The organism is Gordonia cholesterolivorans, assembly GCF_039531975.1.
Lineage (GTDB): Bacteria > Actinomycetota > Actinomycetes > Mycobacteriales > Mycobacteriaceae > Gordonia > Gordonia sihwensis.
In genome coordinates, this window is sequence record NZ_BAAARB010000007.1 from 1 (window position 1) to 15,478 (window position 15,478).

Genomic DNA, 15,478 nt, shown 5'->3' on the forward strand with positions numbered 1-15,478 from the left:
TCTTCACCAGAAAGGTGCTCCTTGCCCTGCTTGTGATTGTCGTTTCGCAACAACAATTATTGCAGCTCAGAGCACCTTTCTTCATGAAAACGGCAGGTCAGGCGAATTCAGCGATGAAAGCCCGAGGCTAGGTCGACCGAATCTGCCGACGCAAGTTCGGCTGGGAGCTCATGCCCGATCGAAGGCTCGCCGCTAGCGTTGGTGAGGAGCGCAGCTTCGGACAAAGGAGTTGTGGGGCGAATTGAAGCTCGGTTTGTTAGGCCGGGATGCTCTGATTGGTAAATGCGGAGGAGCTGACGTGCAGGCTCCTCAACAGCGGCGCTCTCGGAGTCGAGACGACGGATGACGTCGTTGGCGGCATTCAACCGGTCCGATCGATCTTTGATCGCGGTGAGATGCCGGTAGACTACGTCGCTCACGTGCCGAGCGAGTAGATGCGGTTCGTCGACAGCATCGATGCGGGCTGTTTCGTAACGCCGTCCGCTGGACTCGAGTTCAGCGTGGAGCTCTTGGGTTACCAGCTGTTCGTAGATGCCTTCTTCCACTCGCACAGTGTTGCATCCGCCACCGACATTTCTCACGAACACCCCGGTTTGCGCTGTTAGCGACTACCCGAGGTCGGTCGGTGAAGGAGTCGCTGCGGGCAAACTGGTTTCTGGCGGCTCAGACGTGACGCCGCCCTCACCCACCTCCGGTCTCCGGACCACCTCGACACCCACTGCCACGACGACCAGCGCGACTACCAGCCAGGCCATCGCGGTGAATGTCACCGGCCGCGAGGCGAACAAGGCGGCCATGCCGAGTGCGAGGGCGATCCAGTAGATCACGGCGCGGTACTTGTCGACGGCTCGGCCGAAGCCACGGGTGTCGCCGCCGGCGCGGTCCAGCGCGCCACGCAGACCAGTGAACCCCGAGTCGAGGACCGACCGCACGGCGCGGGCGGGCCGCGCCGGGCCGGCGAACCAGCCGACCACCGCGATCAGCAGCCCGAGGAAGGTGAGGGCCCGCAGCGTCGACGCCATCATCGCGGTCACCTGGTCGAAGATCGCGTGCGCGACAGCGCTCGGCAACGGATTCGGGCTCATCGAGAAGACGAAGACGTTTCCACCGATCCAGACGCCAATCGACATCAGTGCGAAGATGACGGCCGCGGCCAACGACGACGCGACCGTCGCCCGTCGCCGGCGGTTGGCTACCAGGATCCCGCCGACGAGCAGTCCGACCGCCACCCACGACAGCCAGAGTCCGCCGATCACGGCCACCCGGTACGAGACGCGCGCCAGACCCAACGAGTCCGAGTGGAGGATCGTGACTGATCGGTTCGTCACCGGGATCCGGTTCACGAAGTCGAGGCCGCGGGCGGATAGACGCTGCTTCACCGCGTCGACCAGCGGGGCGAGCTGCAGGCTCAGGGTGCCGCTGTCGGAGAGCGCCAGCGCCGCGTCGGGCTGATCCTTGAGCAGCGCCGTCGCCTGTCTGTGGGTGACGCGCAGACTCTGCGCCCAGAGATCGGCGAACTGATCGGAGGCCACCAGCCGCTGGGCCGTCGACGCGACGAGCGACTGGATGCCGGCGACGGCGGGCCCCCGGAGAGACGAGATGGCAGCAGCGGCCCGCGGCGGAAGTCCGGACTCGGAGATTCCGTCGAAGGCCTGACCGATGATCTGGTCGAAATCGACCTGCTGGTTGATCTGATCGGTGATCTGGTCGGCGACGAAGTTCTGGACCGCCGGATCGTCCGCGAGCGGGGCGAAGGTCGCGACGAACTGGTCGCTGTCGACGAGCTGCAGGCGTACCCATGTCCCGACGGAGGCGACGGGCGCGAGGATCAAGGCGACGACGATCATGAGTGCGCTGACCACGGCGCGCAGCCTGGAGGTCGATCGGCCGGCGGCGGGTGAGGTCTCGTTCACCCGTCGATCCTCGCACCCGGGAGGGCCACCGATGATCGAAGTCGCCCCGGCCGGGCGAGGCGTCGATCGATCACACGACCGGCGGCTCAACCCGTGAGCGCAACCCGTCAGCTCAACCCGTCAGCCCAGCGGCGAGTCGAGCCAGCCGTAGTCGAGGCCGACCCAGCCCTGCGCCAAGTCGAGTGCCCCCGTCACCCACAGTGTCAGCAAGACGATGGCGCACGTACCGACGGCGAGCGCGAACTGCGCCAGCCGATTGCCGTCGATGTAATCGGAGTACATCGAGTTGAGTCTGGACATGATCCACTTGCGCAGGCGTGCCGCCCATTCCAGTTCCTGCGACAGAATGAGCAGTCCGAGGAAGACGATGGCCCATCCGGGCCCCGGATACGGGATCGTGATGACCCCGGCGGCGGTGACCAGAAAGCCGACCGCGATGGTGAGGTACCGCAGCACCCAGCCGAATCGAGACGTCCGACGGACGCGCGTGTACGCGGTTCCGAGTGATCTGATCCGGTCCATGGTCGTGGGCACGGCGGTGAGGTCCTTACGATTGTCCGGGGACGCTGCTACTTCTCGAACAGACGTTGTCCCCAGTATTCACCGGGACGCAGCCCCGGCGGGACGGCGAAGATCGCCGAACCGTTCGGTATCAGATATTCGGTCATCGCGTCCTTGCGTGACAACTGGTGCTGCATCGGCACGAACTGCTTGAAGCTGTCGCGGTTGAAGGCGACGAAGAAGAGTCCCGCGTCGAGATGGCCGAAACCGTCCGAGCCGTCGGTGAAGTTGTATCCGCGCCGCAGGATCTGCGCACCGTTGTTCATGTCGGGGTGAGCGAGACGGACGTGGGAGGTCAGCGGAATGATCGGCGTGCCGTATGAGGTGATCTGGAAATCGGGCTCGTCGAACTCGTCCTCGCCGCTGAGCGGCGCGCCGGACTGCTTGGTCCGGCCGATGATGTCCTCCTGCTCCTTCAGATTCGCTCGGTCCCAGGGTTCGATGTCCATCCGGATGCGCCGTGCGACGAGATAGGTGCCGCCGGTCATCCACTGTGCCGCCGGCGGGTTGTCGCCGGGAGCCACCCACACCCATTTATCGAGGGTCTCGGTGTCCTCGGCCCGGATGTTGGCGGTGCCGTCCTTGAAACCGAACATGTTGCGCGGCGTCTCCTGCGAGCGGGTCGTGGACGACGTGCGACCGAAACCGAGCTGCGACCACCGGACGGAGACGACGCCGACGCCGATACGCGCGAGGTTGCGGACGGCATGGACCGCGACCTGCGGATCGTCGGCGCACGCCTGGATGCAGATGTCGCCGAACGAGCGCGAGGGCTCGATCTTCTCCTGCGCGAACGCCGGCAGGTCGGCGAGGGCCGCGGGCTTGCGGTCGGCGATGCCGAACCGGTCCTTGCGGCCGGGGTCGGAGGCGCTCGGCCCGAACAGTCCGGGGCCGAAGCCGATGGTGAGGGTGAGGTGTGCGGGCGACAGGCCCAGTGCCTCGCCGGTGTCGGCGGGCGGGTGATACTCGCCCATGCCGGTGGCACCGCCGGGAACGGTCTCCTCACCGCGCGTCATCCGCTCGGCCGCGACAGTCCACTTCTTCAACATGTCGACCAGCGCTTCACGCGAGTCGGTGATGACGTCGAAGGCGGCGAAGTGCAGGCGGTCCTGAGCCTCGGTGACGATGCCGGCCTGCCTCTCGCCGCGGAATGCGACGACGCGGTCGGGCTCGGAGTCGCCACGACCTCCGACGGTCGCGCCGATCGCGGCTCCGCCGGCGAGACCGGCTGCGATGCCGACCCCCGCGGCACCGAGCACGGTGCGGCGGGACACACCGGGCTTGGGTGCGTCGGGTGCGGGGGTCTCGATACGCCCGTTGCTCGCTTCGCTCGCATCGGGCACTCGACCAGCCTCAGGGTCTCCGGTCGGCTGCGCTTCGCTGTCACTCACTTCGTATTCCCGCTCACTTCTGCAGAACCAGGCCGGGCACCTGCGACAGAGTCGCCGAGAGGGCGTCCACCTTGTCCGACAACTCCTTGCGCTGTGCCGGCGACACCTTGTCGTACGAGGCGTGGCCGTCGCCCTCGCGGAACTGGTCGATGAACGACCGGACGTCGGCGAACTGAGCGGTGATCTTGTCCATCAGCTTCGGGTCGCGCGCCGAGATCATCGGCTGCAGTTCCGCGATCAGCGTCTCGGAGCCGTCGATGTTGGCGGCGATGTCCCACAGGTCGGTGTGGCTGTAGCGATCCTCCTCGCCGGCCACCTTTGTCTTGGCGATCTCGTCGATCAGCGCCTGCGGGCCGTGGACGAACATCTGCGTCTCGAACTCGAAACCGGGGGCGGAGACCTCGTCGCGCAGTTGCGTCACGTCGGTCAGGAGCTGATCGGCGGCCTTGTCGATGGCGGCCTTGGAATCGGCGGTCTTCGCGGCGGCGGCGTCCGCGGGCGCCACCTGACCTTCGGCTTCGCCGACCTCATCGGCCTTCGGAGGGAAGAGGAAGCGCTCGATGCGGTGGAATCCGGTGAACTCCTGCTTGCCGTCCTCGGTGTCGTCCCAGCGCATGTCGATCTTGGGGTCGAGGTCGGGGAACGACTCGGCGACCGGCTCGATGCGCTCGTAGAACGTGCGAACCAGGCCGAAGCCGTTGCGAGCCGCATCCAGATCGCCGCTCTTGACGTCGCCGGTGAAGGTCTGCACCTGTGCGACCAATCCGTTGAGCTGGCCGCGGACGTACTCGAGGTAGCGCTGCTTGGCGGCCTCGACATCGGCCGGAGCCTGGCTCTTCTGCTTGGTCTCGCCGGTCACTTCGATCTTCTGTCGGATGCCGGTTCCGACCATGCCCGGTTTGCACGCGACGGTGTAGGTCCCCGGCTCGCTGAACTCCACGCTGAGCTTGCCCTTGAGGCCCGGACCGATGTTCTCCACCTCGGCGAGGACGCGATTGTTCTTGCCGTAGACGTAGAACTCGGTGACCTTGGATCCGGCGTTGCTGATCTCGAAGTTCGCGGTGCCGGTCTGCAGATCGGTGGTCGACAGTTCGCAGCCGTCGTTGGACGAGGTCACAGTCACCGCGCCGTCGCCGGACGATTTCGCCTCGCATGCGGCCAGTGCCAGCGGCGTGGCGGCCACAGCGCCGAGCACGACGACGTTCCGCAGAACGGGGGAGAGCTTGACCATGGTGTTCCTTTCACGGTGTCCACGCGGTGAGTCGGAGTCGGCGTGGTGGGGAGGACGGGAGTGCGCCCGGGCGATGCGGCTTATGAGGCCTCTTCCAGCGTGGCGGGGGCAGCCTCGGATCTGCGCGTCGACGACCGTCCGCGGGCGTAGAACAGCCCGCCCACGATGACGATGTATCCGGCCCAGGCGATCACCTGCAGGACGGTGGGCTCCGGGCGGAAGTTGAAGATGCCAGCCAGGATCACGCCGTACCAGGCGCTCTGGTCGTACCAGGACGAGATGTCGAAGGCGATTTCGCCGAGGCCGGGCAGCCAGCCGTACACCTGAAGCGCACCGACACCGTAGGCGAGGATGCCCGCGGCGACGACGATCAGGAAGTAGCCGGTGTAGGTGAAGAATCTGGCGAAGTCGATCGCGATGGCGCCCTTGTACAACAGCCACGTCAGCACCACCGCGACGAGCATGCCGAGCAACAGACCCACAAGCGGCCACACCCCGCCGGAGACGCTCTCGGCATACCCGACCATCAGCAAGGCGGTCTCGAAGCCCTCGCGTCCGACGGCCAGGAAGGCCAGTCCGAAGACAGCGGCGCCGCCGACCGCCAGAGCGTTGGTCAGCCCCGACTTCAGATCGCCCGATATATGTGCGGCGGCTTTGCGCATCCACAGAACCATGAACGTGACGATGGCGACGGCGACCAGGGACGCGATCCCTGCGAGCAGCTCGGCGCCCAGGGAGGAGATCGTCGACGAACCGAACTGAATGATGAGGAACGTCGCGATCATCATCGTGAGCGCCGCGGCGACGCCGAGCCAGATCCACTTGAGCGAGTCGCGGCGTTCGGACTTCACCGCGAAAGCGATGAGGACCATGACGACGATCCCGGCTTCCAGCCCCTCGCGCACACCGATCAGACCGCTCCCGACCATCTGGGTCACCACCGAGGGGGCGCCCTGTGCGATGAGCATCGTCACCGTCTTTTCCTTCCGCCGTGCGCCGCCGGTCAGGTTGGCCGGACAACCCGGTAAGGATAACCCACGTTGGGTGAGCCTCTCCTAATCGGATTCGTCCTCTAGCTGCATCGACGCCGGAAATGCGTAAACCGGATCAGCGGCGGGAACTCCCGCGGCGTTTTCGGAGTTGGTCTGGTGGTGTGCGAGGCTTGTGCGCGCCGTGACCCCCGGCCGTTCCGGCGAGCCGGTGCGGTGCGATCGAGTGGCAGTGACGAGAGATCCAGTGCAGTGACGAGAGATGAGGACCTGTGACCCGAGTTGTGCGATCGGTGACGACCAATCGGCGCCGGTGGTGGGTCGCTCCCATCGCGGTCGCCGTCGCGGTCTCGCTGTCGTCGTGCGGGATCCGGATGCCGTGGGACCGTCCGGACATCCCCGACGGGCTGCCGCCCGGGGTCGGAACCCAGCAGCCCTACATCGACATCAACTCGCCCGGCCGCACCGCGGACAAGATGCGTGAGTGGGCCATGCCCATCTCCGATGCGACGGCCATTCCGCTGACCGCTCTGGAGGCGTACGGCAACGCCGCCGAAATCCAGCGTCAACAGCATCCCGAGTGCGGGATCGGCTGGACCACGCTTGCCGGGATCGCCGCGGTGGAGACCAAGCACGGCAGGCACGGGGGCGCCACCGTCGCACCCAACGGCGACGTGCGCCCGGAGATCCGCGGTCCCGCTCTCGACGGCACCAAGGGCAACCGGGTGATCCGTGACACAGACAAAGGGCGGCTCGACGGAGACACGACCTACGACCGCGCGATGGGACCGTTCCAGTTCATTCCCGAGACGTGGATGCGCTACGGAGTGGACGCGAATGGCGACGGCGCGGCCGACCCGGACAACATCGACGACGCGGCGCTGTCGGCGGCGCGGTATCTCTGCGTGTACGCGGGCGGCGACATGACCACGCCCGAAGGCTGGGAAGCGGCCGTGCACGCCTACAACAATCACGACGAGTACGTGTTGAAGGTGCGCAACTACGCGAACGCCTACTCCGTGAACATCCGCTACTGATCTGCGTTTATCCTGGACCTCGGAATCTGTCGGCGTCTCCGCCGACCCGACGACATCGAACATCGAATTGGGGCTGACAAGTGGCAATTATCGAGCAGGTAGGCGCGCGCGAGATCCTCGACTCCCGCGGCAACCCGACCGTCGAGGTCGAGGTCGTCCTGGACGACGGCACCTTCTCGCGGGCAGCGGTTCCCTCGGGTGCCTCGACCGGTGAGCACGAGGCCGTCGAGCTGCGCGATGGCGGCGACCGCTACCTCGGCAAGGGCGTCAAGAAGGCCGTCGAGGCAGTCCTGGGCGATATCGCCCCCGAGGTCATCGGTATCGAGGCCGACGATCAGCGCGTCCTCGACCAGACCCTCGTCGATCTGGACGGCACCCCCGACAAGTCGCGCCTCGGCGCCAACGCTCTGCTCGGTGTGTCGCTGGCGGTCGCCAAGGCCGCGGCCGAGTCGGCCGGTCTGCCGCTGTTCCGCTACGTCGGCGGGCCGAACGCTCACATCCTGCCGGTCCCGATGATGAACATCATCAACGGCGGTGCGCACGCCGACAACGGCATCGACTTCCAGGAGTTCATGATCGCGCCGACGGGTGCGGCCACGTTCGCCGAGTCGCTCCGCTGGGGCGCCGAGGTGTACCACTCGCTCAAGTCGGTCCTGCACAAGCAGGGCATGAGCACGGCGCTGGGCGACGAGGGCGGCTTCGCTCCGGATCTGCCCAACACCGAGGCCGCGATCAGCGTGATCGCCGAGGCCGTCGAGAAGGCCGGTTACAAGTTCGGCAGCGACATCGTCATCGCGCTCGACTCGGCGTCGACCGAGTTCTACCGCGACGGTGCCTACCAGTTCCAGGGCAAGGCGCAGTCCGCCGACGAGATGATCTCGTTCTACGAGAAGCTGGTCACCGACTTCCCGATCGTGTCCATCGAAGACGGCCTCGCCGAGGACGACTGGACCGGATGGGCGTCGCTCACCGAGTCCATCGGCGACAAGGTGCAGCTGGTGGGCGACGATCTGTTCGTCACCAACCCGGAGCGCCTCGAAGAGGGCATCAGCAAGGGGATCGCCAACGCACTCCTGGTGAAGGTCAACCAGATCGGCACGCTCACCGAGACTCTCGACGCGGTCGCGCTGGCGCACAACAGCGGCTACAAGACCATGATGAGCCACCGATCGGGCGAGACCGAGGACACCACCATCGCCGATCTGGCGGTCGCGTGCAGCTCGGGCCAGATCAAGACCGGTGCGCCGGCACGCAGCGAGCGCGTCGCCAAGTACAACCAGTTGCTGCGTATCGAAGAGGGCCTCGGCGACGCCGCGCGCTACGCCGGTGACCTGGCGTTCCCGCGCTTTTCGTTCGGTGCGTGATTAGCTAGTAGGTATGGCAGAAGGCGAGACCGGGAGCGGGGGGAGCGGTGGCGCCGCCCGCCGGCGCAGCAGTCGCGGGCGATCCGATCGGCCGGCGAGTTCGTCGCGTCGATCGCGTCCCGACCAGCGGCGCACCCGGTCTCGCGACTCTGCTGTTCCGCCCCAGCCGACCGCGCCCCGCGAGTCGGCCGGTGACGGCGATCCGCGTGCTGATCTCGGCGGCGCGTCGGTAGGCGCCTCCCATGCCGGCGCTCGCCGTCGTCGCACCTCGGAGCGTCCTCGCGGCAATGCGTCCGGGGACCTCCCGGCGTCGCCGTCCCGGCTCGTCCTGTTCGCGCAGCGTCGCGGCGTCAGCGTGACGACAGTCGGCATCGCGGTCGGCATGGCGATCTTCCTGATGCTGACGCTCGCCGTCCCGGTGCGGACCTACATCGCCCAGCGCAACGAGTTCAACCAGCTGCAGGAGTCGAATGCGCAGCTGCGGCGGGAGACTCAGCAGTACAAGGACAAGCTGGCGCAGCAGAGCGATCCGGCGTACATCGAGGCGCAGGCGCGGCAGCGTCTGCAGTACGTGCCGAAGGGCGAGAAGCCGATCGTCATCATCAACCCGACGCGCCAGCAGCAAGAGGCGGAGCAGGCGGCGGAGCGTCAACGCAAAGCCACGCCGTGGTACGAGAATCTGATGGATGCGGTGTCGACGCCGCCGGAGACCCGAGGGTAAGTGAGCATCACCGAAGCCGACCTGCAACTGGTCGCGAAGCAGTTGGGACGTGAGCCGCGCGGGGTGCTGGAGATCAGTTACCGCACTCCGGACGGTCAGCCCGCGGTCGTGAAGACGGCACCCCGGTTGCCCGACGGCACCCCCTTTCCGACGCTCTACTATCTGACCGACCCGCGGTTGACGGGGGCCTGCAGCCGTCTGGAGTCGGGTGGCGTGATGCGCGAGATGACCTCGCGGCTGGCCGAGGACGCCGACCTCGCTGCCGGTTACCGCGCGGCGTACGAGAGCTACCTCGCCGAGCGTGACGCGATCGAATCGCTCGGCACCGACTTCGCCGGCGGCGGCATGCCCGATCGGGTGAAGTGCCTGCACGTGCTGGTGGCGCATTCACTGGCCAAGGGGCCGGGCGTCAACCCGCTGGGCGACGAGGCCGTCGCACTGCTCGCCGACATCGAGAAGCTCCGCGGCATCGCCGTGCCCGCCGACTGGCCGTTGCACGCACCGGATTCCGACGAGGCCGGCGCGTGACCCGGGTGGCCGCCGTCGACTGCGGCACCAACTCGATCCGGCTGCTGATCGCCGACGTCGACGAGAACGGAGCGCTCTCCGACGTCCGGCGCGACATGCTGGTGGTGCGGTTGGGGCAGGGCGTCGACGCGACCGGCCAGTTCGCCGACGAGGCGATCGAGCGCACCCGCGCGGCGCTGGCGGGCTACGTCGAGGCGATGGTCGCGGCCGGGGTGGAGCGAGTCCGCATGGTCGCGACGTCCGCGACACGGGACGCGGGCAACCGCGACGAGTTCTTCGCGATGACGGCCGAACTGCTCGGCAAGGTGCAGGAGGGCGCGGTGGCCGAAGTGATCTCCGGTGACGAGGAGGCACGGCTGTCGTTCCGGGGCGCCGTCGGCGGTCTGGACCCGGCGGACGGACCCTTCGTGGTCACCGACCTCGGCGGGGGCAGCACCGAAGTCGTCGTCGGCTCGGTGTCGCGAGGGCAGGCGGTCGTGGCCGGCGCATACTCCGCCGACATCGGCTGCGTGCGACTCACCGAACGAGCACTCGCGTCCGATCCGCCGACCCTGGACGAGCGCGCCCGTGCCGCGGCGATCGCGGCGGAGGAACTCTCAAAGGCGTTCGCCGCGGTCGATGTCGGCCCCGCGCGCACGTGGGTGGGGGTCGCCGGAACGTTGACGACGTTCGCGGCTCTTCACGCCGGTCTCACCGAGTACGACCCCGAGGTGATCCACCACTCGCGGATCCCGCTGGCGGAACTTCACGTTCTCTGCGGACGCATCGTCGCGATGACACGCGAGGAGCGGCTGGCGCTCGGACCGATGCATCCGGGGCGTGCCGACGTCATCGGCGGCGGCGCGCTCGTGACCCGTGAGCTGGCGCGACAGTTGGCCGACCGTGCCGCCATCACCGAGATGGTGGTCTCGGAGCACGACATCCTGGACGGGATCGCGTTGGGTCTGGCCGCTCGCTGAGGGAGGCGGCTCCAGAACCCCGCCTCTAGGCCCGATTGCGGCCGAAGTCGTTGCAGGCCTCGCAGACGCTGTCCGGAATGATTCCGGCGCGCTGGAGCAGTCCGAATCCGATGCAGCCGAGGCAGAGACCGAAGGCGAACTCGAGGAACGCCGCCACGATCAACAGCCCGACGACGATCTGTGCCGCGAGACCGAAACCGGCCGCTGACAGTACGAACGCGCAGCCGGAGAAGACCAGGCCGATGGTCTGAGCGAACCGCTTGGGCGGTCCGGGAACCATCTTCGTGCGTTTCCAGATGCGCGGCACGATGACATGCACGGCGAGCCTGCCGAACGGCGAGTACCGCGGGCCGCCCGCGACCCGCAGGGCGAAACCGAGGGCCAGGAGCCCGTACAGCCACGGCTTATCGACGGCGATGGCCACGATCGCGAGCGCGATGACGAGACCGGCGGTGGAGCGTGCCGCGTAGTCGTTGACCGGGTTGGGGAAGTCGAACACACCGCGGTGCCACGACGGCGTCTCCGCGACGGCGATCGACGAATCGACCTGGGTGAAGACGTCTGAGTCGGTCACGGGTACTCCAATCAAGCGATGACGCTTCACGATAAGGCCGGTGGACTTCGGATCCAAGATTTTGACTCACCGTGAGCCGAAGGCCTGCGGCGCGGTCGTGGCTCGACGACGGCGCGTGCCGGAACCGGTACGCGGGGGATCGCTGGTGCGTCTGCGGGCTGGGTGGTTCGCGCTCCCGGCTCACGACGAGAGGGCGGCTGCGGCGGTCCGTGACGGTGGAGTGCTCACCTGCGTCGACGCTCTCCGCTTTCACGAGTTGTGGGTGCCGCCGGGACACTGCGGTCTGCACTTGAGAAGGAGCACGAACCTGACCGGCGTCAACGTCGCCTGCCGGCCTTTCGGTGGCTCACTGCGGACGGCGACGCGGGCTGTCGATCCGGTTCCCGTCGCGTTGGCGTACGCCGCACGCTGCCTCTCCGACGAGGAATGGATCGCGGTCGGTGACTCGTACCTGAATCTCACGGGTAAGACGCGTGCGGATCTTCGATCCGAGCTGCGCGGAGCCGGGCGGACGGTGGAACGGCGGATAGCGAAGACTGATCGGCGGGCGCAGTCCGGGACGGAGAGCATCGCCCGTGTCCGGCTGCGGTCGGCGGGGTTCGATGTGACGGTCCAGCCGTATGTGGAGGGCGTCGGGTGGGCGGATCTGCGGATCGGGAGACTGTTGATCGAGTGCGACAGCGTGTTGCACCACGCCACCCGGACTGGGTACGCGAACGACCGCCGCCGCGACCGCCGCGCTCTGGTGGACGGGTGGCTCACGCTGCGCCTGACCTACGACGACGTGCTCTACGGCTGGGACGCGGTCCTCGCCGACATCAAAGCCGTCACCGCCAGGGACCGGCACCGGGCACGCTCGGCGAAGCACCGGGCGATGCTGCAAAGATCAGTACTTATGTCGACCGGCGAGGGAACATCGCCGGAGGACGGCAGTGACGGTACTGATCTCAGCACTGCGGTCGACTGACCGCTACGCGGACTCGAAATCGACCAGGACCTCCAGGACCTGGTCGCCGTACTTCTCGAGCTTGCTCTGCCCGATACCGGAGATCGCCAGCAGCTCTTCGTGATTGGACGGTTTCGCACGTGCGAGCTCTTCGAGGGTCTTGTTTCCGAGCACCGTGTAGGCGGGCAGCCCCGCGTCCTTCGCGACGGACGAGCGCCAGCGGCGCAGTGCCTCGAAGAGTCCGCGATCGGCGTCCGGCAGGTCCGGTGCGCTCGAGCGTGCGGCTTTCCGGGAGCGGGCCGGAGCCTTCGTGTCCTCGCGGAGCATCACCGTGGTCTCACCGCGCAGAACGGGGGCGGCCTTCTCGGTGAGGCGCAGCACTCCGTAATCGCCCTGCGGAGCGATGATTCCGAGAGCCACCAGCTGGCGGACCACGCTTCGCCATCCGCCGGCGTCGAGTTCGGTGCCGATGCCGTAGGTGGTGAGGCGATCGTGGCCCTGCTGCTGGATACGAGCGTTGTCCACACCCAGCAGGATGTCGATGAGATGACCGGCGCCATAGGCCGACCGGTTGAAGTCGCGGTCGAGCCGGAAGATGGTCGACAGGAGCTTCTGCGCCGGCACCGTGCCGTCCCAGGTCTTCGGCGGGTTCAGACAGGTGTCGCAGTTGCCGCAGGGTTCGATCCGCTGGTCGAAGTACCCCAGCAACTGCTGCCTCCGGCACGTCGCCGTCTCGCAGAGTGCGAGCATCGCGTCGAGCAGCTGCGACTGCACCCGGCGCCGTGCGGCGTCGCCGTCGGACTGGTCGATCAGGCGCCGCTGGTTCATGACGTCGGCGAGCCCGTAGGCCATCCACGCCACCGACGGCAGGCCGTCGCGGCCGGCGCGTCCGGTCTCCTGGTAGTAACCCTCGATGCTCTTCGGAAGATCGACGTGCGCCACGAAGCGCACATCGGGTTTGTCGATGCCCATGCCGAACGCGATGGTCGCGACCACCACGATCCCGTCCTCGCGCAGGAACCGGTGCAGCGTGTCCTCGCGCACCCGGCGGTCGAGTCCCGCGTGGTACGGCACCGCGTCGACGCCGTTCGCGCGGAGGAACTCGGCGATGTTCTCCACGCTGTTGCGGCTCAGCGCGTAGACGATGCCGGTCGCGGGCTCGCCGTCGACGACGCCTTCCGTTCGGATGAACTCCAGCAGTTGCCTGTTGGCTTGCGCCTTGGGCTCGATGCGGTAGGTGATGTTGGGCCGGTCGAAGCTGGAGACGAAGTGGCGTGCGCCCTCCAGGTGCAGCCGCGCGGTGAGCTCTTCGTGCGTGCGGCGGGTGGCGGTCGCGGTGAGCGCGATTCGCGGAACGTCCGGCCAGATGTCCGCCAGCTCTCCCAGCGCCAGATAGTCCGGCCGGAAGTCGTGGCCCCACTGCGAGACGCAGTGCGCCTCGTCGATCGCGATCAGCGACAGCGTGCCGCGCGCCAGGAACTCGCGAGTCCCCCGTTGGCTCAGCCGTTCGGGGGCGACGTAGATCAGGTCGAGTTCGCCTGCGAGGAATGCTCTTTCGACTTCCGCTCGCTCTTCGGGGAGCTGAGTGGAGTTCAGGTAGGCGGCGCGGACGCCCAGTTGGCGCAGAGCTCCCACCTGGTCGGCCATGAGCGCGATCAGCGGCGAGACGACGACGGCGCACCCCTCACGGACGAGCGCGGGCACCTGATAGCAGAGGCTCTTGCCGCCGCCGGTCGGCATGAGCACGACGGCGTCGCCTCCGCCGATCACGTGCGAGACGATCTGCTCCTGGTCGCCGCGGAACTCCGAGTAGCCGAAGACGTCCCGGAGGACTTGATACTGGTCGGGCACGATGTCGCTCAGTGGTCCTCTCGACCGGAGCCGCCGTCGTCGGCGTCCGCATCCTCGTCCGTGTCGTCGTCGTAGCCGTTCAGCGAGTCGAGTTCCTCCGGTGGGGTCTTCGGCTTCGCCTCCGGTTCGGAGTCGTTCCGTGCGGTTTTGGCCGCCTCGCGCATCTCGAACCCGTCGGTGACCAACTCGCCGATCTCTCGCGCGACGTCGGCGACGGCGGTGGTGATGATCGACGTGATGTTGCCGACCCGATGCGCGGCGCTCTCGACCACCTCCTGGATCAGATCCTTGTTCCGTTCTGCACGTCCGACCACTTCTCGTCCCTCCTGCCGGTGCCCTGCTGAAGACCAATGGTAAGCCTCACCGCCGAAGCGACTTCTCGACGAATGCCACGATCTCGCCTTCGACCTCGTCGCGGATCTCCGGCTCGTTGTGCACCTCGTGGCGGAAGCCGGTGTAGACGCGGGTGCGCACGTCGGCGTGGCCGGTCGCGACGAGCCGGTTGGCGACGTGATAGGCGCCCTCACCGTAGTCGGTGACGGGGTCCTGGTCGCCCGCGAGGATCAAGACGGGGAGGTCGCGGCGGATCTGCGGATACCACTCGTCGCTGTTCACCTGGTCGTAGAGGTCGATGAATCCCTGCAGGAACCGGACACTCATGGGCGCGCCGAAATTGTTGAACGGGTCCACCGAGTGATCGCGCACCACGTCGGGGTCGCGGGCCACCCAGTCGGTGGGACCGGCTCCGTCGCCGTAACGGGAGACGAATCCGTCGAACACGGCGCCGACGATCTCCGGGGAGGCGGCGGCGCTGCGGTCGGGCTCGGCGGCGAGCGCCCCGCGATCGACCACGGTCTCGATACCCCTGATCTGCGCGGCGATGCCGCAGAGGATCAGGGCGTCGAGATCGTCGCCGCGCTGTGCGGCCAGACCGCGGGCGATCATCGATCCCCACGAATGGCCGAACACCGCGTGCGGCAGGTCCGGATACTCGGCGCGTGCGATGTCCATGAGCGTGAGCTCGTCGGCGACGGCGGTCGCGGCCCCGTCGTCGCCGGTGTCGACCCAGAACCCCGACTCCATCGCGGTCTTGCCGTGTCCGGCGTGGTCGTCGGCGACCACTGCGAATCCGGCATCGAGGAGCCGGCCGATCAGATGCAGATACCGGCGGGAGTGCTCACCGAGACCGTGGATCAGCTGGACGACGGCCCGGGCCGGTCTGGTGGGCCGGTACATCCAGCCGTGCACGGTGTCGCGCCCGTTGTAGGAGGTGAAGGTCAATTCGGTGAGTGCCACGGGAGAGTCCTGACTGTCGGAGGACACCGGTCACGGCCGGTGGGGATGCGCCGAATGTATCCGCCGGCGACCGAAAACGTCCGGCAGACGGTGCACCGAGGGCATATTGCCCTCGGT

16 protein-coding genes are annotated in these 15,478 nt (G+C 67.5%); 6 read left to right on the forward strand and 10 right to left on the reverse strand.

Annotated elements, in window-relative coordinates; all coding sequences use genetic code 11:
* Positions 1-107: 107 nt before the first annotated feature.
* The 6 genes from ABFX36_RS08165 to efeU all read right to left on the reverse strand — a co-directional run bounded on the left by ABFX36_RS08165 (position 108) and on the right by efeU (position 6,070).
* Complete coding sequence (locus tag ABFX36_RS08165) at positions 108-545, reverse strand: hypothetical protein (protein ID WP_346075854.1); 438 nt, start codon at positions 543-545, stop codon at positions 108-110.
* A gap of 63 nt (positions 546-608) precedes the next feature.
* Positions 609-1,913 carry a hypothetical protein gene (locus ABFX36_RS08170; protein WP_346075856.1) on the reverse strand — a complete coding sequence of 435 codons (1,305 nt, stop codon included), beginning with the start codon at positions 1,911-1,913 and terminating at the stop codon, positions 609-611.
* A gap of 120 nt (positions 1,914-2,033) precedes the next feature.
* Positions 2,034-2,447, reverse strand: coding sequence for a TIGR02611 family protein (locus ABFX36_RS08175; protein ID WP_006897581.1), 414 nt, complete (start codon positions 2,445-2,447; stop codon positions 2,034-2,036).
* Positions 2,448-2,482: 35 nt separating this feature from the next.
* Positions 2,483-3,784: an iron uptake transporter deferrochelatase/peroxidase subunit gene (gene efeB / locus ABFX36_RS08180; RefSeq protein WP_372452502.1), complete on the reverse strand. Its 1,302-nt coding sequence runs from the start codon at positions 3,782-3,784 to the stop codon at positions 2,483-2,485.
* A 94-nt stretch (positions 3,785-3,878) separates the two neighbouring features.
* Positions 3,879-5,096, reverse strand: coding sequence for an iron uptake system protein EfeO (efeO, locus tag ABFX36_RS08185; protein ID WP_062368083.1), 1,218 nt, complete (start codon positions 5,094-5,096; stop codon positions 3,879-3,881).
* Positions 5,097-5,176: 80 nt separating this feature from the next.
* Positions 5,177-6,070 (reverse strand): iron uptake transporter permease EfeU, encoded by an 894-nt coding sequence (efeU, locus tag ABFX36_RS08190; RefSeq protein WP_062368084.1) that lies wholly within the window; start codon positions 6,068-6,070, stop codon positions 5,177-5,179.
* A 308-nt stretch (positions 6,071-6,378) separates the two neighbouring features.
* Here efeU and ABFX36_RS08195 point away from each other — a divergent pair, with 308 nt between their 5' ends.
* From ABFX36_RS08195 to ABFX36_RS08215, 5 genes are all read left to right on the forward strand, one after another.
* Positions 6,379-7,122, forward strand: a complete 744-nt coding sequence (locus ABFX36_RS08195) for a lytic transglycosylase domain-containing protein (protein WP_428832049.1) — start codon at positions 6,379-6,381, stop codon at positions 7,120-7,122.
* An 80-nt stretch (positions 7,123-7,202) separates the two neighbouring features.
* Positions 7,203-8,486, forward strand: a complete 1,284-nt coding sequence (gene eno / locus ABFX36_RS08200; RefSeq protein WP_006897576.1) for a phosphopyruvate hydratase — start codon at positions 7,203-7,205, stop codon at positions 8,484-8,486.
* Positions 8,487-8,841: 355 nt separating this feature from the next.
* Positions 8,842-9,207 (forward strand): FtsB family cell division protein, encoded by a 366-nt coding sequence (locus tag ABFX36_RS08205; protein WP_006897575.1) that lies wholly within the window; start codon positions 8,842-8,844, stop codon positions 9,205-9,207.
* Positions 9,208-9,735 (forward strand): DUF501 domain-containing protein, encoded by a 528-nt coding sequence (locus tag ABFX36_RS08210; protein WP_006897574.1) that lies wholly within the window; start codon positions 9,208-9,210, stop codon positions 9,733-9,735. It begins immediately after the preceding gene.
* Positions 9,732-10,694, forward strand: coding sequence for a Ppx/GppA phosphatase family protein (locus tag ABFX36_RS08215; RefSeq protein WP_062368085.1), 963 nt, complete (start codon positions 9,732-9,734; stop codon positions 10,692-10,694). Before ABFX36_RS08210 ends, ABFX36_RS08215 begins: the two co-directional genes overlap by 4 nt.
* 25 nt (positions 10,695-10,719) lie before the next feature.
* Here ABFX36_RS08215 and ABFX36_RS08220 read toward each other — a convergent pair whose 3' ends face one another.
* On the reverse strand, positions 10,720-11,229 hold the full coding sequence (locus ABFX36_RS08220) for a DUF4395 domain-containing protein (RefSeq protein WP_346076008.1): 510 nt from the start codon (positions 11,227-11,229) through the stop codon (positions 10,720-10,722).
* 154 nt (positions 11,230-11,383) lie between these two features.
* On the opposite strand from ABFX36_RS08220, the gene ABFX36_RS08225 reads away from it, so the two are divergent.
* Positions 11,384-12,235 carry a hypothetical protein gene (locus tag ABFX36_RS08225; RefSeq protein ID WP_346075861.1) on the forward strand — a complete coding sequence of 284 codons (852 nt, stop codon included), beginning with the start codon at positions 11,384-11,386 and terminating at the stop codon, positions 12,233-12,235.
* 3 nt (positions 12,236-12,238) lie between these two features.
* On the opposite strand, the gene recQ is transcribed toward ABFX36_RS08225, so the two are convergent.
* The 3 genes from recQ to ABFX36_RS08240 are packed head-to-tail and all read right to left on the reverse strand — an operon-like array spanning position 12,239 to position 15,361.
* Complete coding sequence (gene recQ, locus ABFX36_RS08230) at positions 12,239-14,065, reverse strand: DNA helicase RecQ (protein WP_346075863.1); 1,827 nt, start codon at positions 14,063-14,065, stop codon at positions 12,239-12,241.
* 8 nt (positions 14,066-14,073) lie between these two features.
* On the reverse strand, positions 14,074-14,379 hold the full coding sequence (locus tag ABFX36_RS08235; protein ID WP_006897569.1) for a hypothetical protein: 306 nt from the start codon (positions 14,377-14,379) through the stop codon (positions 14,074-14,076).
* A 46-nt stretch (positions 14,380-14,425) separates the two neighbouring features.
* On the reverse strand, positions 14,426-15,361 hold the full coding sequence (locus ABFX36_RS08240; RefSeq protein WP_346075865.1) for an alpha/beta fold hydrolase: 936 nt from the start codon (positions 15,359-15,361) through the stop codon (positions 14,426-14,428).
* Positions 15,362-15,478: the final 117 nt, after the last annotated feature.